The organism is Variovorax raffinosi (genome assembly GCF_051216615.1).
Classification (GTDB): Bacteria; Pseudomonadota; Gammaproteobacteria; order Burkholderiales; family Burkholderiaceae_C; genus Variovorax.
On sequence record NZ_JBPJZR010000001.1, the window covers coordinates 1127489 to 1146689 of the forward strand.

Here is a 19201-nt window from a genome sequence, read left to right on the forward strand (position 1 = left end):
GACCATGGATGCCAGCATTGTCCTGATCGTTTCCGCCTGCGTGTTCCTGGCCATCGGCGTGCCGGTGGCCTTTGCGCTCGGCCTGTCCACGGCCGCCACGCTGATCCTGGCGGAGAACTACCCGCTGCTCGTGCTGCTGAAGGAAACCTTCACCGGCATCGACAGCTTTCCGCTGATGGCGGTGCCCTTCTTCATCCTCGCGGCCGAGCTGATGAGCGGCGGCTCGCTCACCGAGGTGCTGCTGCGCTTTGCCGGCCAGTTCGTCGGGCACCGGCGCGGCGGCATGGGCTACACCAACGTGGTGTCGCTGACCTTCTTCTCGGGCATCTCGGGCTCGGCGCTGGCCGATGCGGCGGGGCCGGGCTCGATGCTCATCAAGATGATGGACAAGGCCGGCTACGACCGCTCGTACGCGGCGGCGCTGACGGCCTCGACCGCAATCGTGGGGCCGATCATTCCGCCCTCGATCATCATGATCATCTATGCGCTGCAGGACGAGACGGTCTCGGTCGGCACGCTGTTCGCGGCCGGCATCCTGCCGGGCATCCTGATCGCGGTGGCGATGTGCGCGGTCAACTTCTATGTGTCGAAGAAGCGCAACTACAAGGGCGACGGGCAAACGCCGCCGCTGCGCGAGATCCTGCGCACGACGTGGAAGGCGATTCCCGCCATCTTGCTGCCAGTGGTCATCCTGGGTGGCATGCGCGCCGGCTGGTTCACGCCGACCGAAGCCTCGGTGGTGGCGGTGTTCTATGCGCTGGTGTGCGGCAAGTTCGTCTACCGCACGCTCGAATGGAAGGCGCTGCCCGACATTCTTTCGCGCTCGGCTTTGCTGTCGGCCTCGGTGCTGATCATCATCGGCCTGTCGGCCTCGTTCGCGTGGATTCTCACCATCGAAGGCATTCCGCAGCAGATGGCCGAATGGCTGATCGGCATGAACCTCTCGCCGTGGATGTTCCTGATCATCGTCAACGTGTTCCTGCTGCTGTTCGGCATCTTCATCGAGCCGCTGCCGGGCGTGATGGTGCTGGCGCCGATCCTTGCGCCGGTGGCCATGAAGCTGGGCGTCGACCCGGTGCACTTCGCGATGATCGTGATCTTCAACCTCACGCTCGGCATGATCACGCCGCCGGTGGGCGGGCTGCTGTTCGTGACCTGCAACGTGTCGAAGGTGCCGATGTCGGCGCTGGTGAAGGAGCTGGTGCCCTTCCTGTGGGCGCACGGCGCGGTGCTGGTCATCCTGACCTTCGTGCCGGCGCTCAGCACCTGGCTGCCGCACGCGCTCGGGTTCAAGTAGCGGCGCCGCCGCTCATTCGTCCTGGTGGAGATAGAGGCTCGGCGGCACACCGAGCGTGCGCCGGAACATCGCGGTGAAGGCGCTCGGGCTCTCGTAGCCGTGCGCCAGCGCCACCTCAAGAATCGACGCGCCAGCCGCCAGTTGCGGCAGGCTCAGCAGCAGCCGCGCCTGCCGGCACCACGCGCCGAAGTTCATGCCGGTCTCGCGCTGGAACAGGCGCGCGAGCGTGCGGGTGTTCATGTGCAGCCGCAGCGCCCAGTCGTCGAGCGTCGCGGGCAGTGACGGGTCGCGCACCAGTTCTTCGCACAGCAGCGCCAGCCGGGCGTGGCGCGGCATCGGCACATGCAGAGACAGCACGGGTGCCGCCTCGATCTCGTCGAGGATCAGCTCCATCACGCGCTCGTCGCGGCTGCCCGGCGCGTAGTCCAGCGGCAGCGACACGGCCGCGACGATCAGTTGCCGGAGCAGTGCGCCCACGCGGATCACGCGGCACTCGCGCCCCATGTCGGCCCGCGTGCCGGGTTCCACGAAAACCGTGCGCATCTTCACCTCGCCCGCCATGCGGATCTGGTGCTCCATGCCCGGCGGCACCCAGACGCCACGGCCGGGCGGCACCACCCAGCTGCCGGCCACGGCGCCGACGATCATCACGCCCGAGATCGCATGAATGAGTTGGCCGCGCCGGTGCGTGTGCGGCGGAATGAAGGCGTCGCCGTCGGGGTCGGTCGCCAGCACCGCGACCGCGCGCGGGGTCGACTCACCGTGTTCCGGGCGCAGATTCAGTTTGTCCATTTCTCGACGATGCTTGTTGATTCGTAGCGAGAACATCTTCGCACGGCTTCCTACGATGCCCTTCCTCTCAGGAATTCATCATCAAGGAAGCGATCGAATGAACAAGCGCCGACTCGGGCTGCTCACCGGCACCCATGCCGTCAATGACCTCTACCAGGGCCTCGTGCCCGCCCTGCTGCCCTTCATGGTGCTGGAGCGCGGCTACAGCTACACGGCCGTCAGCGGGCTGATGCTGGCGGCCACCGGGCTGTCGAGCGTGGTGCAGCCGCTGTTCGGCCTGTACGCCGACCGCCATCCGCGCAGCTGGCTGGTGCCGACGGGCTTTCTGGTGGCGGCACTGGGCGTGGTGCTGGCGGGCGTCAGCCAGAGCTACCTGCTGACCTGGATCGCGATTGCGCTGTGCGGGCTGGGCATTGCGGCCTACCACCCACCCGCAACGGTGGCGGCGCGTGCGGCCGGTGGTGCGTCGCAAAAGGCGATGAGCGTGTTCTCGGTGGGCGGCACCATCGGCGCCTCGTTCGCACCCTTGCTGGCGGCCACGGTGGTCGGCGGCGGTGGCCTGTCGCGCAGCTACCTGCTGGGCGTGCCGGCGGTGGCGATGGGCGTGGTGTGGGTCGTGGCCAATGCGCGGCGCGGCGCGGGCGCAGCAGCAGCGGCGGCATTGGCCCGCAAGCAGGCCGGCAGCGAGCTGCTGAAGCCCCACAACGACTGGCGCGCCTTCAGCCTGCTGGTGGCGACCATCGTGGGCTGGTCGATTCCCTATGTGACGGTGCTGTCGATGCTCTCGCTGCGCATCACGCGTGACCTGCATGGCACCTCCTTCCAGGGCGCAGCGGCACTCACCTGCTTCACCGCCGCGGGCGCGGTGGGCGTGCTGCTCGGCGGCTGGCTCGGCGACCGGCTCGGGCGCATGGGCACCATCCGCAGCGGCTACCTGCTGGCATTGCCGGCCCTTGCATGCCTGGTGCTCGCGCCGACGGCCGGCTGGGCGCTGGTCTGCACCGCGCTGCTCGGCCTGGCGATGTTCCTGCCGTTCGCGGCACAGGTCACGCTGGCGCAGGACTACCTGCCGCGCAACCCGGCCACGGCCAGCGGCATCACGCTCGGGCTGGCGCTGTCGGTGGGCGGGCTGGTGTCGCCGCTGTTCGGCATGCTGTCGGATGCGCGCGGCCTGGGTGTCACGCTGACGGCAGTGCTCTGCGTGCTGTGCGTCGCGACGGTGCTGGCCTTGCGGCTGCGCAACCGGCCACCGGTGATCGCGCCGGCCGACCTCGAAGGGGCCGCGACCGCCTGAACGGGCGTCGATTCGGTCCGGGGCGGGTTCGCTGCCAGAATCGGCGTCGCTTTCAACGCTGATAACTGACAAAGAGGGAACCGCGCCATGAATCGATTCGTCACCTGTCTTCTTGCCGGGGGCCTGCTGTCCACGGCGGCCTTTGCCGCCACGCCGGCAGCGACCACCACGCCGCCGGCCGCACCGGCAACGCCTGCGGCAGCCACACCGGCACCGCCGCCCGCACCGGCGCCAGCCGCAGCACCTGCGGCGGCACCCAATGCCGGCATCGCCGAAGTGGAAACCGCCGTGCGTGCCTGGGCCGCCGCCTGGTCCGCCCGCGACGTGGACCGCTACCTTGCCGCCTATGCGCCGGACTTCACGCCGGCCCGCAACCAGGACCGCAAGCGCTGGGAGGCCGAGCGCCGCACCCGCATCACGGGCAAGTCGAAGATCAGCGTGACCATCGACGACCTGGTGATCAGCGTCAGCGGCCAGACCGCCAGCGCCCGCTTCAAGCAGGTCTACCGCGCCGACAAGCTGAACCACACCGACCGCAAGACGCTGGAGTTGCAACGCGTGGGCAACCAGTGGCTGATCCGCAAGGAAAGCATCGGCGCCTGACCTGCGCCCAGAGGCCTGTTGGCGATTTGTCCCTGTAAGTGAAACAGGTTCATGAAGATGTCACCGCCAGCCACGATGCTGCAGCCCTCGATCTCCGAAAGCTGTGGCTGCCATGTTTCCCACCAAGACCGACAAGGCGCGCGACGAACTCCAGGGCGGCCAGCGCACGCTCAGCCAGCGTGAGCGCGCGCTGCTGCTGATGGCCGACGGTCGGCGCTCGCTGACCGACTTCAGCCCGCTGTTCACGAACCGGGGCGAAGCCGAGCAGGCGATCCATGCCCTGGTGCAGCGGGGCTATCTGGAAGACCCGCAAGCCGCCGCCATGGCCGCCGCGCAAGCGGCGGCACAGGCTGCAGCGGCCGCGCAACCCGCGCCGCTGCCCGCCGCCGAGCCGATCCACATCGCGACCTCCACCGACACCTTCGACGGCAAGCGTTCGCTGGCGACCACGCGCATGTTTTTGTTCGACATCTGCGAGCGCATGTTCGTGCGGCGCGACCCCAAGTTCGCGCTGCAGATGCGCGACGCCCTGCGCGAAGCCCGCGACCGCGAGGCCATGCTGACCATCGCCGCGCTGATGCTCAGCGAAATCGAGAAAAGCGCCGGGGCGGAACGGGCCGAATCGCTGCGCGAGCGCATCGACAAACTGTTGCCTCCGGCCGAGGTCGTGCACTGAAGCCCGAAGCCGCGGCCCGCGCGATCCACTACACTCGCCCGGGTCAGGAGAGAGCCCCGCGCGACGGGGCCGCCGAAGGCGCAGGGGTTTCCCGAACGCTCAGGCAAAAGGACTGACAAGGCGCCGGTGCAAACCGGCGTTTCCTTGCTGGAGAGAGGCCATTGCATGCATGCATTGCACCGGCCCACCGAAGGAGCAAACCCCGATCGTGGGGCGAATCTCTCAGGTAAAGAGGACAGCAGGGGTAGCCCGTGGCGTTGCAGCCATGGATTTCGACTGCCCCTTTGGAGTGCCTCCTGGTGACTTCCTCCGCTTCCGCCGCCCCACTTCTCAAGACGCCGCTCTACGACCTGCACGTGGAGCTTGGCGCCCGCATGGTTCCGTTTGCCGGCTACTCGATGCCGGTGCAATACCCCGCCGGCCTGATGGCCGAGCACAAGCACACGCGCGATGCGGCCGGCCTGTTCGACATCTCGCACATGGGCCAGTTGCGGCTGGTCGGGCCCGACGCGGCCGCCGCCTTCGAGACCCTGATGCCCGTCGACGTGATCGACCTGCCCGCCGGCAAGCAGCGCTACGGCCTGCTGCTGAACGACGACGGCGGCATCCTCGACGACCTGATGTTCTTCAACGAAGGCAACGGCTCGATCTTCGTGATCGTGAACGGCGCCTGCAAGGTCGATGACATCGCCCACATCCAGCGCCGGATCGGCGCGCGCTGCGAGGTTCAACCGCTGCCCGACCACGCCCTGCTCGCGCTGCAGGGCCCGCAGGCCGCCGCCACGCTGGCGCGGCTGTCGCCCGGCATCGAGCGCTTCGTGTTCATGACCGGCGGCGCGGTGCAGATCGGCGGCATTGCCGCCTTCGTCACCCGCAGCGGCTACACCGGCGAAGACGGCTTCGAGATCTCGGTGGCCGCCAAGGACGCCGACGCCCTCGCCCGCCTGCTGCTGGCCCAGCCCGAAGTGAAACCCATCGGCCTGGGCGCACGCAATTCGCTGCGGCTCGAAGCCGGCCTGTGCCTGTACGGCAACGACATCGACACCACCACCACGCCGGTCGAGGCCTCGCTGAACTGGGCGATGCAGAAGGTGCGCCGCGCGGGCGGTGCGCGCGAAGGCGGCTTTCCGGGCGCGGCAAAGATCCTGGCGCAGCTCGCCGCCGCCACCGCTGGCGCCGCCGGCCACACCGACCACGACACGCTCAAGCGCAAGCGCGTCGGCCTTGTCGCCCTCGAACGCATCCCGGTGCGCGACGGTACGCTGCTGCAGTCCTTCGAGGGCCAGGACATCGGCGTCGTCACCAGCGGCCTGCTCGGCCCGACGGCCGACCGCTGCATCGCCATGGGCTATGTGGCCACCGCCTTCGCCGAACCCGGCACGCGCGTGCAGGCCATCGTGCGCGGCAAGCCCGTGCCGATGGAAGTCTCGACCATGCCTTTCGTGCCCACCCGCTACTACCGCGGCTGAGCAACGGCAGACCCGGCTAGGCTCTGCACCCCGATCATCATTTTTTCCACGAGGAGTTTTCTCATGAGCATCAAGTACACCAAGGACCACGAATGGGTGTCGACCGAGGGCGGTGCCGTCACCGTCGGCATCACCGTGCACGCGCAGGATGCGCTGGGCGACGTGGTGTTCGTCGACCTGCCTGAAGTCGGCAAGACCTTCGCGCAAGGCGAAGTTGCCGGCGTCGTCGAATCGGTGAAAGCCGCCGCCGACGTGTTCATGCCCGTGTCGGGCGAGATCATCGAAGTCAACGAAGCGCTGCGCGCCGACCCGTCGCTGGCCAACAGCGACCCGCTGGCCAGCGGCTGGTTCTTCAAGGTCAAGCTGAGCGAGCCCGCGCAGCTCGACGCGCTGCTCGACGCCGCCACTTACGACAAGTTCGCCGCCGAATCCTGATCCGCTGAGTTCTTCAGCCACCTTCCTTCTTCTCCCCAAGCCTTCACCGCCATGCCGATTCCCGCCCTTCCCTCTTTGCAAGAACTAGAGAACGCCGAAGAATTCCTCGCCCGCCACATCGGTATCGATGCAGCGGACGAGGCGCGCATGCTGCCGGTGATCGGCTCGGAAACGCGCGCGGAACTCATCGACGGCATCGTGCCCGCGGCCATCCGCCGCGCACGGCCGATGCGCCTGCCCGCACCGGTGACCGAAGCCGATGCGCTGGCCGAACTGAAGGCGCTGGCGTCGAAGAACAAGGTGTTCAAGAGCTTCATCGGCCAGGGCTACTACGGCACGCACACGCCCGGCGTGATCCTGCGCAACGTGCTTGAAAACCCCGCCTGGTACACCGCCTACACGCCCTACCAGGCCGAGATTTCGCAGGGCCGCATGGAAGCCCTGCTCAACTTCCAGACGATGGTATGCGACCTCACGGGCATGGCCATCGCCAACGCATCGATGCTCGACGAAGCCACGGCCGCCGCCGAGGCGATGACGCTGGCCAAGCGCAGCGTGAAGAGCAAAAGCAACGTCTTCCTGGTGTCGGGCGACTGCCATCCGCAGACCATCGAAGTCATCAAGACGCGCGCCGCGCCGCTGGGCATCGAGGTCAAGGTCAGCACCGTGTCGGAAACGCTGCCGCACCTGATGGTGAGCGGCGCCTTCTTCGGCGTGCTCGCGCAGTACCCCGCCACCACCGGCCATGTGCACGACCTGCGCCCGCTCGCGGGCCATGCGCACCAGTGCGACGCCGCCTTCATCGTCGCGGCCGACCTGCTGGCGCTGACCTTGCTCGCGCCTCCGGGTGAATGGGACGCCGACATCGTCTGCGGCACCACGCAGCGCTTCGGCATGCCGCTGTGCAACGGTGGCCCGCACGCCGCCTACCTGGCCTGCCGCGATTCGTTCAAGCGCTCGCTGCCGGGCCGCCTCGTCGGCGTGAGTGTCGACACGCACGGCCAACCCGCCTATCGCCTGGCACTGCAAACGCGGGAGCAGCACATCCGCCGCGAAAAAGCCACGTCCAACATCTGTACCGCGCAGGTGCTGCCGGCCGTCGTCGCCAGCATGTACGCCGTGTACCACGGGCCCGATGGCCTGACGCGCATCGCGCAGCGCGTGGCCGCGCTCACCGCCATCCTGGCGCAAGGCCTCGTGCAAATGGGCCGCGAGCCGGTCAACAGCACCGCCTTCGACTCGCTGACGATCCGCACCGGCGACGACACGCCGAAGATCATCGAACGCGCCTACGCCGCCGGCGTCAACCTGCGCCAGCGCCTGCAGCAGCACCTGGGCATTTCGCTCGACGAGACCAGCACGCGCGCCGACGTCGAAACACTGTGGGCGCTGTTCGTTCCAGTCGGCACGCCGATGCCGCGCTTCGACGACCTCGCCGGCAACGCCACGCCGCTGATCCCCGAAGACCTGCGCCGCACCAGCGCGTTTCTCACGCACCCGGTGTTCAACACGCACAAGAGCGAAACCGCGATGCTGCGCTACATCCGCAGCCTGTCCGACAAGGACCTCGCGCTCGACCGCAGCATGATCCCGCTGGGCAGCTGCACGATGAAGCTCAACGCGACCAGCGAGATGATTCCGATCACCTGGCCCGAGTTCGCGAACATCCACCCGTTCGCGCCGGCCGACCAGCTCCAGGGCTATGCGCAGCTCGATGCGCAACTGCGCGCCTGGCTGTGCGAGGCAACCGGCTATGCGGGCATCAGCCTGCAGCCCAACGCCGGTTCGCAAGGCGAGTACGCCGGCCTGCTGGCCATCCGCTCCTTCCACGAAGCCAAGGGCCAGGGCCATCGCAATATCTGCCTGATTCCGTCGTCGGCCCACGGCACCAACCCCGCGAGCGCGCAGATGGTGGGCCTGCAGGTGGTGGTGACGGCCTGCGATGCGCAGGGCAACGTCGACATGGACGACCTGAAGCGTGCCTGCGAAAAGCACAGCGCCCACCTGGCGGCCGTGATGATCACCTACCCGAGCACGCACGGCGTGTTCGAGACCCGCGTGAAAGAGCTGTGCGAGCTGGTGCATGAACACGGCGGCCGCGTGTACGTCGATGGCGCCAACATGAACGCGCTGGTCGGCGTGGCCGCGCCAGGCGAGTTCGGCGGCGACGTGAGCCACCTGAACCTGCACAAGACCTTCTGCATTCCGCACGGCGGTGGCGGCCCCGGCGTCGGCCCGGTGTGCGTGGTCGAAGACCTCGTGCCCTACCTGCCGGGCCATGCAACGGCCGGCGTGGCATCGCACGGCGTGGGCGCCGTGTCTGCCGCACCGCTGGGCAACGCGGCCGTGCTGCCGATCAGCTGGATGTACTGCCGCATGATGGGCGCCAAGGGCCTGCAGGCCGCGACCGAAACCGCCATCCTGAGCGCCAACTACATCAGCGCGCGCCTGAAGGACCACTACCCCACGCTGTACGCGAGCCCCAACGGCCATGTTGCGCACGAGTGCATCCTGGACCTGCGCCCGCTCAAAGACACCAGCGGCGTGACCGCCGAAGACGTGGCCAAGCGCCTGATCGACTACGGCTTCCACGCGCCCACACTGAGCTTCCCCGTGCCCGGTACGCTGATGGTCGAGCCGACCGAGAGCGAGCCGCTGGCCGAACTCGACCGCTTCATCGACGCGATGATCGCCATTCGCGGCGAGATCCGCCGCATCGAAGAAGGCGTGTGGCCGAAGGAAGACAACCCGCTCAAGCATGCGCCGCACACCGCGGCCAGCCTGCTCGGCACCGAGTGGTCGCATCCGTACTCGCGCGAACTCGGCGCGTTCCCGCTGGCCGAACTCAAGCTGGCCAAGTACTGGCCGCCGATCGGCCGCGTCGACAACGTGTATGGCGACCGCAACCTGTTCTGCAGTTGCGTGCCGGTGGGCGACTACAAGGAAACCGAAGAAGCCTGACGCCGGCGGCGGCTGGCGCATGAACCCGGAGGAAGTCGCATCGCTCAAGTCGCGCTGGCGCGGCTGCGTGTGGGCCCACACGCTGAGCGATGCCGAAGGCGCCGCGCTGCTGCCTCAGTTGCGCTTCATCGAACTGGCCGCGGGCCAGCCGATCTGGCACCGTGGCGACGCGGCCGACTGCTGGGTCGGCATGGGGCGCGGCAGCATGAAGCTGTGCACCACCTCGGCCTCAGGCAAGGCCGTGACCTTCATGGGGCAGGCCTTCAGTTGGGTCGGCGAGGTCGAACTGATCCGCGACGTGCCGCGCATCTGCGACGCGGTCGCGCTGTCGGACGCTGTGATCATCAAGATGCCCAAGGCCGCGTTCTTCCACCTGCTGGAGAGCAACCCCGCCTTCAACCGCTTCGTGCTGCGGTTGCTGAGCGAGCGGCTGACGCAGTCGATGGCCGTCACGCTGTCCGACCGCACGCTGGACCCTGTCGCCAAGGTGGCGCAGAGCCTGGCCTCGCTGTTCAGCCCTTCCGCCTTTCCGCCGCGCTCGCTGGAGCTGCAGGTGTCGCAGGCGGAGCTGGCGATCTACTGCAACATGTCGCGCTCGCGCCTGAACGCGGCGCTGCGGCAGTTGGAGGCCGAAGGGCTGCTCACGCTCGGCTATCAGGTCGTCACGCTCACGCGGCTCGATGCGCTGCGTGACTACTGCGGCGCTGCGTCGGTGACCAGCGGCAACCACACCCGGCCCGAGACCGCATAGGCATTGCCGGCGACGATGCCGGCCACCGGCGCGCCCGACGTGGGCGCCCAGCCGTACTGCGGATGCGTCGCGAACAGCGCCACGCCCAGCTCGTCGCCCGGCTGCATGCGCGCAGCCACGCCACCGAGCGCAATGCGCTGGCGGCCCGGCGGCACGGGCACCACCTGATCGGACAGCAGCACCACCTGATCGGACAGCAGCACCACCTCGCCGCCGCGCTTGCGCAGCGCAAGGCCCACCAGCGCCACACCCGGGCCGGCCTTGCCCTGCACGTCGAGTTCGGCTTCGGGCACGCCGGCCAGCACCGCACTGGCACCCTGCCGCGCCAACACATCGGCCGGCAGCGCAACGAACCGGGGGCCGGCCATGCCGGCGGGCACATCGGTCAACGGCAGCGCTGCACCGACCTGCGCTGCGACAGGCACCGCGCCTTGATAAGCCGAGCCGTCGTCCAGTGCGATGCATGTGGCCGGTACCGACGACAGCCCTGCGGCCGCGTCGCGCAGCTTGGCATCGAGCCAGGTCGCCATCGCCTCCATCGCGTCGAGATTGCCGCAGCGCGCCGGCTTCTCGCGCTGCCCCGCGCGCGGGTTCACATGGCCCGAGCGCAGCACCATCAGCCGCACGTCGCCGCCGCCGGATTTGAGGTAGCGCCAGTTGCGCAGGCCGTCGCCCATGTCGAACAGCACGTCTTCGCTGGCCTGCACGACCAGCGCATCGACACGCCGCACCGGCTGCCCGGCCCAGCTCGCACCCGAAGGGCCGTGCGCCTGATAGGCGTCGCGCAGGCGCGGTGCGTCGGCACCGAGGTCGGACCATGCCCAGGCGCCCGGCTTGGGCGCCTGCTCGCACAGGGGCCGCAGCAGGCCACCGTCGCGCACCTTGCCGCGCTGGGCCATGAAGCATTCGAACTGCACGAAGCCCTCTTTCAACACGCCCTGGGGTGCGAGCGAATGCTGCAGGTCGTACCAGGTCATCGACGGAATCACCGTGGTGATGCGCGGCTCCAGTTGCGCGAGCTGCATCTGGTAGCCGCCACCGTACGAGCCACCGATGCTGCCGATGCGCGAATGCCCGTCCACGCCCTTGCGCAGCGGCAGCTCGCGCTCGGCCCAGTCGATCAGGCTGCGGATGTCGGCAATCTCGGCCTGCGGGTCCATGATGCGGCTGTCGCCGCCGCTGTCGCCATGGCCCCGGTGGTCGAAGCTGATGACGGCATAGCCGTGCTCCACCAGCGTGGGCACCAGCCGGTCGAGCCGCGACCAGTAGCTCGCGGCCGGGTCGGTGTCGCGTGGCGGCATCGCCTGCAGGCGACCGAGCCCGAAGCCGCTCGCATGCAGCACCAGCGGATAGCCGCCTTCAGGCTTGCGATCGGGCAGGAAGAGCGTGAACGCGACCTTGGTACCTGTGGCACCGTTCGCCAGCGGATCGGCCACCGGCGACTGCGTGGAAAGCTGCTGCACGGTGGCCGCCTGCGCGCAGGGCGCCGTGCCGAAAAGAACCGCCGCGCTCAGTGCCGCGGCCCGGATGATGGCCTTCATTTCTTGTTCCTCGTTGCGTGTCTCGAAGCACGCGACTCTAGGAACGAAGGCGGCGGCCAATTGTCCCGGCGGGAACAAAGGCCGGCGTCAATCCGGCACTACTGCTGCTTCTTCTTTTTGGCGATGTCGGCCGTGGCGATCTGCTGGCGCAGCCCACGCAGGCTGGCCTTCACCTTGCGCTCGTTCTCCGGGCCCATGCGCACCATGATCTTCTGGCCCGACGACAGCGATTCGAGCTTGGGATCGACATACTCGTAGCGCACCCACGGCCGCGTCGAAGGCACGTCGCCCTTCACCTCGATCAACCGCACCTGCACCGGGCCCGAGGGCTCGGGTGCCTGCAGCAGGTGGTCGATGACCGCGATGAGCCGGTCGTTGAAGTAGCGCCCCGGGTAGCCCAGCTCTTCATACGCCTGCTGGAACAGCGGATAGAGCTTGGCGTACACCGCCGCCGCCTTGGCCGGATCGACCGACTCGGCCAGCAGCACGATGCCGTTGTAGCGCGCGGCATTGTTGGCCGCGATGGTCTGCGTGCCTCCTTGCGGGCCTTCGGTGATGAAGCGCTGGCCCGTCGGCTGCACCGGCCATGCACTGGCGGGCGCATGCTCACGCGTGAGGTTGTCGATGGTGGCGACAAAGCGCCGCACCATGTCGTCGGAACGCAGGAAGGTGCTCGCGTTCTTGCTGCCGAGCAGCTCGGCCAGTGCCTTCATCACGCGCGAATCGGATTCGGCGAGCTTGGGCAAGGCCGCATCGGGCGGCGCGAGCGCATCGACCGGGTTCTGCGGGCCGGTGGGTTCGGCGGCCGGTGGTGGCGCGGGCGTGTCGTTGGGCACGGCCGCGACCGGCACCGGTTCGGGCGGCTTGACCTGTTGTTGCTGCTGGTACCAGCGCCAGCCGAAGAAGGCCGCCGCCAGCACCAGCAGGGCGATGACGACGATGGTCCCCATGGGGGCCTCGCGGCGGGGTCTGAATTCGGGGGCGTCGCGCGTGTCGCTGTCGGACATGAGGTCGGTTTCCTTTTGCGAAGTCTGCAGTGGCAGACGGGCTATGGTGCACCAATAAAGGCCGCACCACGGCCACATCCTCGTAACGCACTGTGACGCGCCGACCGCGCGGAAGTTCAGCCGATCTCGATGACGTGCGCCTCGCGCGGGTCGACCTTGCCCGCATGCAGGTTCGCGATCACCGCCTGCGCATGCGCGAAGCCCTCACCGTGTGCCAGCGTCATCCAGCGGTTGCCGGGTCGGCTCAGCTCGGCGATGAAGTTGCCTTGCGCTTCGTTGAAACGGCGGTTGACTTCCTCCGGGCCCCAGTCAGCATTCCGCTTGCGGATCTGCACGGGCGCGAAGTAGAGCTGGGGCGTCGGGCCGGGCAGCGCGTCGGTGTTGCCGAGAAACTCTGTCTTCTGCGCCGAGCCTGCGTAGCAGTCGTACACCAGCGCGTCGCCGAAGTGATGATGAATGGTGGCGCGCAGATCGTCGTTGCCCGAGAAGTCGATGTAGAGCGTGGGCACGTCGGCCGGCAGCGTGGTGATCTCTTCGTAGCTCAAGGTGCGGTCGTAACAGCCCAGCCCTTCCACGAAGGCGCGGTTGCCGGCCGAGGTGGCGGCGATCAGTTTCAGGCCTTCGCGCTTGTCGAGGCAGAACGCGGTGCCGAAGGCGGTCTTGCTGGACGCACTCGACACCACCACCTGCGTCGCGCCGAAGAAGCCGTTGTCCTCCAGAAAATCCGCCAGCATGAACGAGGTGATGAAGAGCGGGCGCACCAGCATCTGGTAGTTCTCCAACCCGGCGACATAGCCGACGTCATTGCTGCAGCGCATGTACTGGTTGTAGGCCGACACCAGTTCGCTGCGATGCGCCGCGCCGTCGTAGAAGCCGCGCGCCGTCACGCGCACCGGCTGCATGCGCAGATGGCTCGCGATGGGGAAGTAACCGTAGAAGCGCTCGCCCACGGCCACACCCTCCACGTTCGACGCCGCCACATCGGCAAAGCCCCAGGCCGGCATGTGGCCCCAGTCGGCATCGCCGGTGGGAAAGAACTGCCAGTACTTCATCACCGCATCACCGAAGGCGGCGTAGGTGATGTTGTTGGTGGTCAGCGAGAAGCGGCCGATCTTCATCAGCACCTCGCCGGGCTGCAGCGCGCCGTCGTCGGGAGTGGCCAGCACACGGGTCGTGCCGAGTGCGTTCTTGCGCGTTTGGAGGCGGGTTAAAGTGAATGCGTTGTTCATTCGCAAACTGTATGGCGCCCCGTCCCTCGACGGGTTCGGAAAACCAGTCGATGCCCGCCGCACCCCGCTCCAAGCCCCTGAAACGCCCCACGCAGGCACGCAGCAAGTTCACCGTGCAGGCGATCTACGACGCCTTTGTTCGGATTTGGACCGCGCACGGATGGGAAGGCGTGACCACACGCGCCGTGGCGCTCGAAACCGGTATTGCCGTCGGCACGCTCTACGACTACTTTCCCGACAAGGAAGCCCTGCTCTCGGGCTATGTGCGCCATTGCGTCGAAGCACTGCTCGCGCGCATCGATGCCGAAGTGATGGCGCCCATCGACCTCGCATGGAGCGAGCGGGTGCAACGGCTGGTGCGCCTGACCTGCGATGCGCAGCTCGAAGGCCTGCCCGCGTTCGATCACGAGATGCTGATGCTCGAACACCGCGTGGCCGAGCCCAAGCACCATCGCCGGGTGTACGACGAACTCGCGGCGCGCTGGCTGCAGGCTTTCGCGGCCTGCAAGGATCTGCAGCCGCAGCCCTCGCCCGCCACCATCCACGCGCTGTTGACCGCCGCCTGGGGCGGCCGGCGCTACCGGCTGCTGGTGCAGCCCGAGGGTGACGATTGCGACGACTGGGTCGGCGAGATGCAGGCGATCGTCATGGCGCGCCTGCTGGCGCGCTGAGCGACTGCAGCCACGCCAGCGAGCCCTGCAGCTCGGCCGGGCGGATCTCGTGCGCGCCCGGAAAGTCCGAACCCGACAACGCCAGCGGCAGCGTGCGCGCCAGCTCGCGCGTGGCCTGCGCGGCACTGGGCGGAATCACGTTGTCGGCGCTGCCGTGGCTCACCCACAGCGCCTTGCCCTCGAAGGCCTCGGGCGGCGCGATGTGCGGCACCACCTGCGAGAGCAGCCGGCTGTGCCACACCATCGCGGCACGCACGCTCTCGGGTTTTGTCAGCAGCAGCGACAGCGCCATGATCCCGCCCTGGCTGAAGCCGCCGACCACGACGCGCTCGGGCGGCACGCCGAGTTGCTTGCCGGCCGAGGCGATCATCTCGCCGACCAGAAAGCGGCTTTCGCGCTCCTGCTCTTCGTTGATCTGGCGCTCGCCGTTGGCCAGTATCTGGAACTCGAACCACGCATAGGCATCGGGCGACAACACATAGGGCGCGCGCAGGCTCAGCACATGGAACTGCGGCGGCATCAGGCGCGCCAGCCCGAACAGGTCCTGCTCGTTGCTGCCGACGCCGTGCATCAGCACCAGCAGCCAGGGTTCGCGCACCTGGGGTTGCGCGGCGTGTTCCAGGAACTTGAGGGGCAGGTGAACTTGGGTCATGGAGGGGAAGAGTTCAGAGCGATGCAGAAAAACCTTGGGCCAGCGCGCGCGTGACTTCGGCCGACGGCAGCTCGCGGCAGCCGGTCGCGTTCTGGCCCGACCACAGCGGAGAAAAATCGCCGCTGCCCTTGGCTTCGGCCTTGGCGCGCAGCGGCGCGATGGCCGAGGTGGCGAGCGGAAATTCAGGTGCCGCCGCGCCGATGGGCCCCAGCTCGCGCATCACGCGATTGACGATCCCGCGTGCCGGCCGGCCCGTGAACAGGTTGGTCAGCGCCGTGTGGCGCGCGGCCTCGCTCTTGAGCGCCGCGCGATGCAGCGCGCTGGTCGTGGCTTCGGGCGTCAGCATGTAGGCGGTGCCGATCTGCACGCCCGCCGCGCCCAGCGCCATGGCCGCGGCCACGCCGTTCGCATCCGCGATGCCGCCGGCCGCGATCACCGGCAGCTTGATGACGCGCACCAGTTGCGGCAGCAGCGCGAAGGTGCCGAGCTGCTTCGTCAGGTCGTGCGAAAGAAAGTGCCCGCGATGGCCGCCCGCTTCGAGCCCCTGCGCAATGACCGCATCGGCGCCATGCGCTTCGAGCCACAGCGCTTCGTCGAGCGTGGTGGCCGATGCCAGCACCTTGGCGCCCCAGCCGCGCACCTGCGCCAGCAACGCCTCGGGCGGCAGCCCGAAATGAAAGCTCACCACGCGCGGCTTGAACTCGGCCAAGAGGTCGGCCACCTCGGCGCTGAACGGGTTGCGGCCCGGCCCGGCCGGGATGCTGGCGGCGTCGATGCCGTACTCGGCGTAGTACGGTGCCAGTGCGGCGCGCCAGGTGGCTTCGCGTTCGGCGCTGGGCTCGGGCGGCGTGTGGCAGAAGAAGTTGACGTTGTAGGGCTTGTCGGTGCCGGCACGGATCGCGGCGAGTTCGCTGCGCATGGTGTCGGCGCTCAGCATGGCGCCGGGCAATGAGCCCAGCCCACCTGCATTGCTGACCGCAATCGCCATCGCGCTGCCTTGCACGCCGGCCATCGGCGCCTGGATCAGGGGAAGTTCGGTACCGAGAATCTGCTTCAGCGTCGTCATGCGAAAGGTTCCTTGTGTGTCGATGCCGGCCATTCTCCCGCCAAGCCGGTGGTCGCCTTGGCGGCGGGGTCATGGCCGGGCGGCTTCGGCACAATCGCGGGCATGCACAGCCCGCTCGTTTCCAGCTCCGTTCTCTCGCGCACCCTGCTTGCAGGCGCCATCGCCGTGCTTTTCGGCGTTGCCGGCTGCTCGCAGGAAGAAGACAGCAGCGCTTCTTCCGCCACCACGGCGGAAGACGTTGCGGCAACAGCCACCACGGAAACCGCACCAGCCCCCACCAATTCGGCCACGCTCAAGCGCGGTGAACTCATGGCGCTGGTCTTCCCCGGCTGGGAAGACAAGGACGACAGCCGCGGCGGCGCCGTGCAACTGCCGGACATCGGCAACGACGGCAAGCCCGTGAAGGGCAGCGAGGCCGAGCAGCAAGCCAACGTGTCGCCGCGCGAGGTGGTGCGCCTGGACGACACGCACGCCGTGATGCTGACCGAGACCGTGCCGCTCGACGACCAGGGCCAGCCCATCAGCAGCCACGTGGCCGGTGCCTGGCTCGGTGCCTACTTCTTCGAGCAGGGCGCCGACGGATGGACGCTCGCCAAGCGCAGCGACGGCGTCGACTACCTCGGCTTCATGGGCAACATCGGCCAGACCAGGGTGGAGCGCATCGCGCCCCAGCGCTTCGTGCTGACCACCACCAGCGGCAGTTGCTGGCAGGGCAACTGCGGCACCTGGTTCTCGGTCTACGAACTGGGAGCCAGCACGGTGCACGAACTGGTCACCAGCATCCCGCTGTCGGCGACGAACAGCGGCGCTGACGAGGCCTGCGAACAGGTGCTGCAAAACAAGCGCCCGGAGACCCCGGCGCGCGGCAACTGCTTCGACGTGGACGGCACGCCCGAGTTTGTACTCGGCACCGACGACGAGCCGGGCGACATGCGCATCGTGTTCAGCGGCGCGCAAACAACCGGCACCAGCAACCGCGCCCAGACCGTCGATCGCACGGTGGTCTACACCTATCGCAAGGGTACTTATGTGCCGGGCGAGGGGCGCAACCCCGTGCCGGGGTTCTAGCAGGCACACCCACAGCGGCAAGCACCATCCCATGCGCACGCAGACACCTTCCTCCCCCGGAACCGTCTACAGCGTGCGCAACTACACGGGCGAGTACGCCGGCCACGACCATTCGCATGCGCAGATCATGTTCGCGCTGGACGGCCGCATGGAGCTGGAGATCGGCGGCCGCGCCGCCTTCACCGACACCTCCTGCGGAATGATCATTCCGGCGGGCATGGCGCACACCTTCATGTCGCCGCGCGGCGTGCGCATGGTGGTCATCGACACGCCCGACGACGCGGGCGTCGACCGCATGCGGCGCTTTGCGGTCACTGCCGCATGCCGGAACGACGTCGATCCTGCCCGGGCCGCGCAGCATCTGGCGCACGTGCTGGAAGCGCCGTCGATCCTCGCGCGCCGCAGCATCGACCTGGCACGGCTCGACACCGCCCTCGGCCCCGCACTGCACGAGCCCTGGAACACCGCGCGCATGGCTGCCCTCTTCTTCCTGAGTCCGCAGCGCTTTCATGCGCGGCTGCTCGAATTGACGGGGCTGTCCCCGCAGGCCTACCTCCGCTCGCGCCGGCTCGATGCGGCCCAGCGCCTTCTGCGCAGCGGCCTGCCGTTGGAAGCGGCGGCCCTTCGCGTGGGCTATCGCTCGGCCAGCGCCCTCGGCTTTGCGCTGCGGCGCGACCGCCAGTCGGGCGCAAGGCGCACACGCGCAGCCTGACCCACAGCGCCCAACACGCAAGGTCGAGAGTCTCTCGACATTTGAAAAGGCCACCGGGCCCGAGGATGCGCGCATGACGAAGAACGCATCCATGCTCGGCGCCGGCATGGTGGTTGCCGCCGCCGCCCTCTGGGGCACCACCGGAACCGCCCAGAGCTTTGCGCCCGCGCACACATCGCCCTACTGGATCGGCACGCTGCGCATGGCCATCGCCACCTTGTTCTTTGCCGCGTTCATCGGCTGGCGCCGGCATCGCGGTGAACAGCTCGCGCTGTCGATGGCACCGGCCACATGGCGATGGCTTCTGCTCGCGGGCCTGTGCATCGCCGGCTACAACCTGAGCTTCTTCGCGGGCGTCAAGGCCACGGGCGTGGCCATCGGCACCGCGATTGCCGTGGGCAGCGGGCCTGCGTGGGCCGGGCTGCTTCAGTCGCTCGTGTACCGCAAGCCACCGGCACCCGCGTGGTGGATGGGCACGCTGCTCGCCATCGGCGGCGGCTGCCTGATGGTGATGCCGGGAATGGGCAGCGGCCTGCATATCGACCTGGCCGGGCTGGCGCTGTGCCTGACCTCCGGGCTTTGCTACGCGATCTACACGCTGGTCAGCCAACGCCTCGTGAGCAAGTCGCCGCCTGCGACGGTCACGCTGTGGGTCTTCGCGATCGCTTCCGCCGCTGCGATACCGGGTGCGTTTTTGATCTCCGGTCCCTTTTCGACCACGCCTGCCGGCTGGGCCATCGTGGGCTACCTGGGCCTCGTGTCGACCGGCGTTGCCTACCTGCTGTTCAGCCACGCGCTGCGGCACATCTCCGGCGCCTCGGGCGTCACGCTGGCATTGGCCGAGCCCGTCACCGCCTTCGTGCTGGCCATCCTCGTGGTGCATGAGCGCCCGGCCCCTTCGGCCTTTGCCGGGCTCGCGATGGTGCTGGCAGGCCTGCTGATCGTGGTGTGGACCGAAGCGCGCAGGGCGCGCTGAA

General features: G+C 68.3%; 18 protein-coding genes and 2 riboswitches. Of the genes, 12 read left to right on the top strand and 6 right to left on the bottom strand.

The genetic code is table 11. The features are described 5' to 3' along the window. Nucleotides 1–4 precede the first annotated feature (4 nt). Entirely contained in the window at nucleotides 5–1297 is a 1293-nt protein-coding gene (locus ACSFB7_RS05365; protein WP_435467755.1) for a TRAP transporter large permease, read from the top strand. A gap of 12 nt (nucleotides 1298–1309) precedes the next feature. Here ACSFB7_RS05365 and ACSFB7_RS05370 read toward each other — a convergent pair whose 3' ends face one another. Next, a complete protein-coding gene (locus ACSFB7_RS05370; protein ID WP_435467757.1) occupies nucleotides 1310–2089 on the bottom strand; it encodes an AraC family transcriptional regulator in 780 nt (259 codons plus the stop codon). A gap of 97 nt (nucleotides 2090–2186) precedes the next feature. On the opposite strand from ACSFB7_RS05370, the gene ACSFB7_RS05375 reads away from it, so the two are divergent. The 7 genes from ACSFB7_RS05375 to ACSFB7_RS05405 all read left to right on the top strand — a co-directional run bounded on the left by ACSFB7_RS05375 (nucleotide 2187) and on the right by ACSFB7_RS05405 (nucleotide 10278). After that, nucleotides 2187–3383, top strand: coding sequence for an MFS transporter (locus tag ACSFB7_RS05375; RefSeq protein WP_435467759.1), 1197 nt, complete (start codon nucleotides 2187–2189; stop codon nucleotides 3381–3383). Nucleotides 3384–3470: 87 nt separating this feature from the next. Beyond that, complete coding sequence (locus tag ACSFB7_RS05380) at nucleotides 3471–3986, top strand: L,D-transpeptidase Cds6 family protein (RefSeq protein ID WP_435467761.1); 516 nt, start codon at nucleotides 3471–3473, stop codon at nucleotides 3984–3986. 112 nt (nucleotides 3987–4098) lie between these two features. Continuing rightward, the gene (locus tag ACSFB7_RS05385; RefSeq protein WP_435467763.1) at nucleotides 4099–4662 is read left to right on the top strand and encodes a hypothetical protein; all 564 of its coding nucleotides are present in this window, start codon (nucleotides 4099–4101) and stop codon (nucleotides 4660–4662) included. A 34-nt stretch (nucleotides 4663–4696) separates the two neighbouring features. Next, nucleotides 4697–4787, top strand: a riboswitch (glycine riboswitch). A gap of 12 nt (nucleotides 4788–4799) precedes the next feature. Beyond that, nucleotides 4800–4911: riboswitch (glycine riboswitch) on the top strand. Between the two features lie 47 nt (nucleotides 4912–4958). Further along, nucleotides 4959–6131 carry a glycine cleavage system aminomethyltransferase GcvT gene (gcvT, locus tag ACSFB7_RS05390; RefSeq protein WP_435468090.1) on the top strand — a complete coding sequence of 391 codons (1173 nt, stop codon included), beginning with the start codon at nucleotides 4959–4961 and terminating at the stop codon, nucleotides 6129–6131. 63 nt (nucleotides 6132–6194) lie between these two features. Then, complete coding sequence (gene gcvH / locus ACSFB7_RS05395; RefSeq protein WP_435467765.1) at nucleotides 6195–6566, top strand: glycine cleavage system protein GcvH; 372 nt, start codon at nucleotides 6195–6197, stop codon at nucleotides 6564–6566. A gap of 51 nt (nucleotides 6567–6617) precedes the next feature. Beyond that, entirely contained in the window at nucleotides 6618–9527 is a 2910-nt protein-coding gene (gcvP, locus tag ACSFB7_RS05400; RefSeq protein WP_435467767.1) for an aminomethyl-transferring glycine dehydrogenase, read from the top strand. A gap of 19 nt (nucleotides 9528–9546) precedes the next feature. After that, nucleotides 9547–10278, top strand: coding sequence for a Crp/Fnr family transcriptional regulator (locus ACSFB7_RS05405; RefSeq protein ID WP_435467769.1), 732 nt, complete (start codon nucleotides 9547–9549; stop codon nucleotides 10276–10278). On the opposite strand, the gene ACSFB7_RS05410 is transcribed toward ACSFB7_RS05405, so the two are convergent. The 3 genes from ACSFB7_RS05410 to ACSFB7_RS05420 form a co-directional block, all read right to left on the bottom strand. Further along, nucleotides 10221–11819 (bottom strand): alpha/beta fold hydrolase, encoded by a 1599-nt coding sequence (locus tag ACSFB7_RS05410; RefSeq protein WP_435467771.1) that lies wholly within the window; start codon nucleotides 11817–11819, stop codon nucleotides 10221–10223. The two genes, ACSFB7_RS05405 and ACSFB7_RS05410, sit on opposite strands and share 58 nt — an antisense overlap. Before the next feature lie 98 nt (nucleotides 11820–11917). Further along, a complete protein-coding gene (locus ACSFB7_RS05415) occupies nucleotides 11918–12826 on the bottom strand; it encodes a DUF3014 domain-containing protein (RefSeq protein WP_435467773.1) in 909 nt (302 codons plus the stop codon). A 116-nt stretch (nucleotides 12827–12942) separates the two neighbouring features. Beyond that, nucleotides 12943–14055, bottom strand: a complete 1113-nt coding sequence (locus tag ACSFB7_RS05420) for a DUF2855 family protein (protein WP_435467774.1) — start codon at nucleotides 14053–14055, stop codon at nucleotides 12943–12945. A gap of 50 nt (nucleotides 14056–14105) precedes the next feature. Here ACSFB7_RS05420 and ACSFB7_RS05425 point away from each other — a divergent pair, with 50 nt between their 5' ends. Beyond that, a complete protein-coding gene (locus ACSFB7_RS05425) occupies nucleotides 14106–14726 on the top strand; it encodes a TetR/AcrR family transcriptional regulator (RefSeq protein ID WP_435467776.1) in 621 nt (206 codons plus the stop codon). Here the strand turns inward: ACSFB7_RS05425 and ACSFB7_RS05430 are convergent. Together ACSFB7_RS05430 and ACSFB7_RS05435 are read right to left on the bottom strand one after the other, a co-directional pair. Beyond that, the gene (locus ACSFB7_RS05430) at nucleotides 14701–15378 is read right to left on the bottom strand and encodes an alpha/beta hydrolase (protein ID WP_435467778.1); all 678 of its coding nucleotides are present in this window, start codon (nucleotides 15376–15378) and stop codon (nucleotides 14701–14703) included. The two genes, ACSFB7_RS05425 and ACSFB7_RS05430, sit on opposite strands and share 26 nt — an antisense overlap. Nucleotides 15379–15391: 13 nt before the next feature. Then, a complete protein-coding gene (locus tag ACSFB7_RS05435) occupies nucleotides 15392–16444 on the bottom strand; it encodes an NAD(P)H-dependent flavin oxidoreductase (RefSeq protein ID WP_435467780.1) in 1053 nt (350 codons plus the stop codon). A gap of 102 nt (nucleotides 16445–16546) precedes the next feature. On the opposite strand from ACSFB7_RS05435, the gene ACSFB7_RS05440 reads away from it, so the two are divergent. The 3 genes from ACSFB7_RS05440 (at nucleotide 16547) to ACSFB7_RS05450 (ending at nucleotide 19200) form a co-directional block, all read left to right on the top strand. Beyond that, nucleotides 16547–17512 carry a hypothetical protein gene (locus ACSFB7_RS05440; RefSeq protein ID WP_435467782.1) on the top strand — a complete coding sequence of 322 codons (966 nt, stop codon included), beginning with the start codon at nucleotides 16547–16549 and terminating at the stop codon, nucleotides 17510–17512. A gap of 31 nt (nucleotides 17513–17543) precedes the next feature. Next, the gene (locus tag ACSFB7_RS05445) at nucleotides 17544–18224 is read left to right on the top strand and encodes a helix-turn-helix domain-containing protein (RefSeq protein ID WP_435467784.1); all 681 of its coding nucleotides are present in this window, start codon (nucleotides 17544–17546) and stop codon (nucleotides 18222–18224) included. Nucleotides 18225–18297: 73 nt separating this feature from the next. Beyond that, a complete protein-coding gene (locus tag ACSFB7_RS05450) occupies nucleotides 18298–19200 on the top strand; it encodes a DMT family transporter (RefSeq protein ID WP_435467786.1) in 903 nt (300 codons plus the stop codon). The last annotated feature ends 1 nt before the right edge of the window (nucleotide 19201 follow it).

Bases quoted from the DNA above. Each gene is read 5' to 3' on its own strand.
- ACSFB7_RS05365 (WP_435467755.1), top strand. From the start codon at position 5: ATGGATGCCAGCATTGTCCTGATCGTTTCCGCCTGCGTGTTCCTGGCC.
- ACSFB7_RS05370 (WP_435467757.1), bottom strand. From the start codon at position 2,089: ATGGACAAACTGAATCTGCGCCCGGAACACGGTGAGTCGACCCCGCGC.
- ACSFB7_RS05375 (WP_435467759.1), top strand. From the start codon at position 2,187: ATGAACAAGCGCCGACTCGGGCTGCTCACCGGCACCCATGCCGTCAAT.
- ACSFB7_RS05380 (WP_435467761.1), top strand. From the start codon at position 3,471: ATGAATCGATTCGTCACCTGTCTTCTTGCCGGGGGCCTGCTGTCCACG.
- ACSFB7_RS05385 (WP_435467763.1), top strand. From the start codon at position 4,099: ATGTTTCCCACCAAGACCGACAAGGCGCGCGACGAACTCCAGGGCGGC.
- gcvH (WP_435467765.1), top strand. From the start codon at position 6,195: ATGAGCATCAAGTACACCAAGGACCACGAATGGGTGTCGACCGAGGGC.
- gcvP (WP_435467767.1), top strand. From the start codon at position 6,618: ATGCCGATTCCCGCCCTTCCCTCTTTGCAAGAACTAGAGAACGCCGAA.
- ACSFB7_RS05405 (WP_435467769.1), top strand. From the start codon at position 9,547: ATGAACCCGGAGGAAGTCGCATCGCTCAAGTCGCGCTGGCGCGGCTGC.
- ACSFB7_RS05410 (WP_435467771.1), bottom strand. From the start codon at position 11,819: ATGAAGGCCATCATCCGGGCCGCGGCACTGAGCGCGGCGGTTCTTTTC.
- ACSFB7_RS05415 (WP_435467773.1), bottom strand. From the start codon at position 12,826: ATGTCCGACAGCGACACGCGCGACGCCCCCGAATTCAGACCCCGCCGC.
- ACSFB7_RS05420 (WP_435467774.1), bottom strand. From the start codon at position 14,055: ATGAACAACGCATTCACTTTAACCCGCCTCCAAACGCGCAAGAACGCA.
- ACSFB7_RS05425 (WP_435467776.1), top strand. From the start codon at position 14,106: ATGCCCGCCGCACCCCGCTCCAAGCCCCTGAAACGCCCCACGCAGGCA.
- ACSFB7_RS05430 (WP_435467778.1), bottom strand. From the start codon at position 15,378: ATGACCCAAGTTCACCTGCCCCTCAAGTTCCTGGAACACGCCGCGCAA.
- ACSFB7_RS05435 (WP_435467780.1), bottom strand. From the start codon at position 16,444: ATGACGACGCTGAAGCAGATTCTCGGTACCGAACTTCCCCTGATCCAG.
- ACSFB7_RS05440 (WP_435467782.1), top strand. From the start codon at position 16,547: ATGCACAGCCCGCTCGTTTCCAGCTCCGTTCTCTCGCGCACCCTGCTT.
- ACSFB7_RS05445 (WP_435467784.1), top strand. From the start codon at position 17,544: ATGCGCACGCAGACACCTTCCTCCCCCGGAACCGTCTACAGCGTGCGC.
- ACSFB7_RS05450 (WP_435467786.1), top strand. From the start codon at position 18,298: ATGACGAAGAACGCATCCATGCTCGGCGCCGGCATGGTGGTTGCCGCC.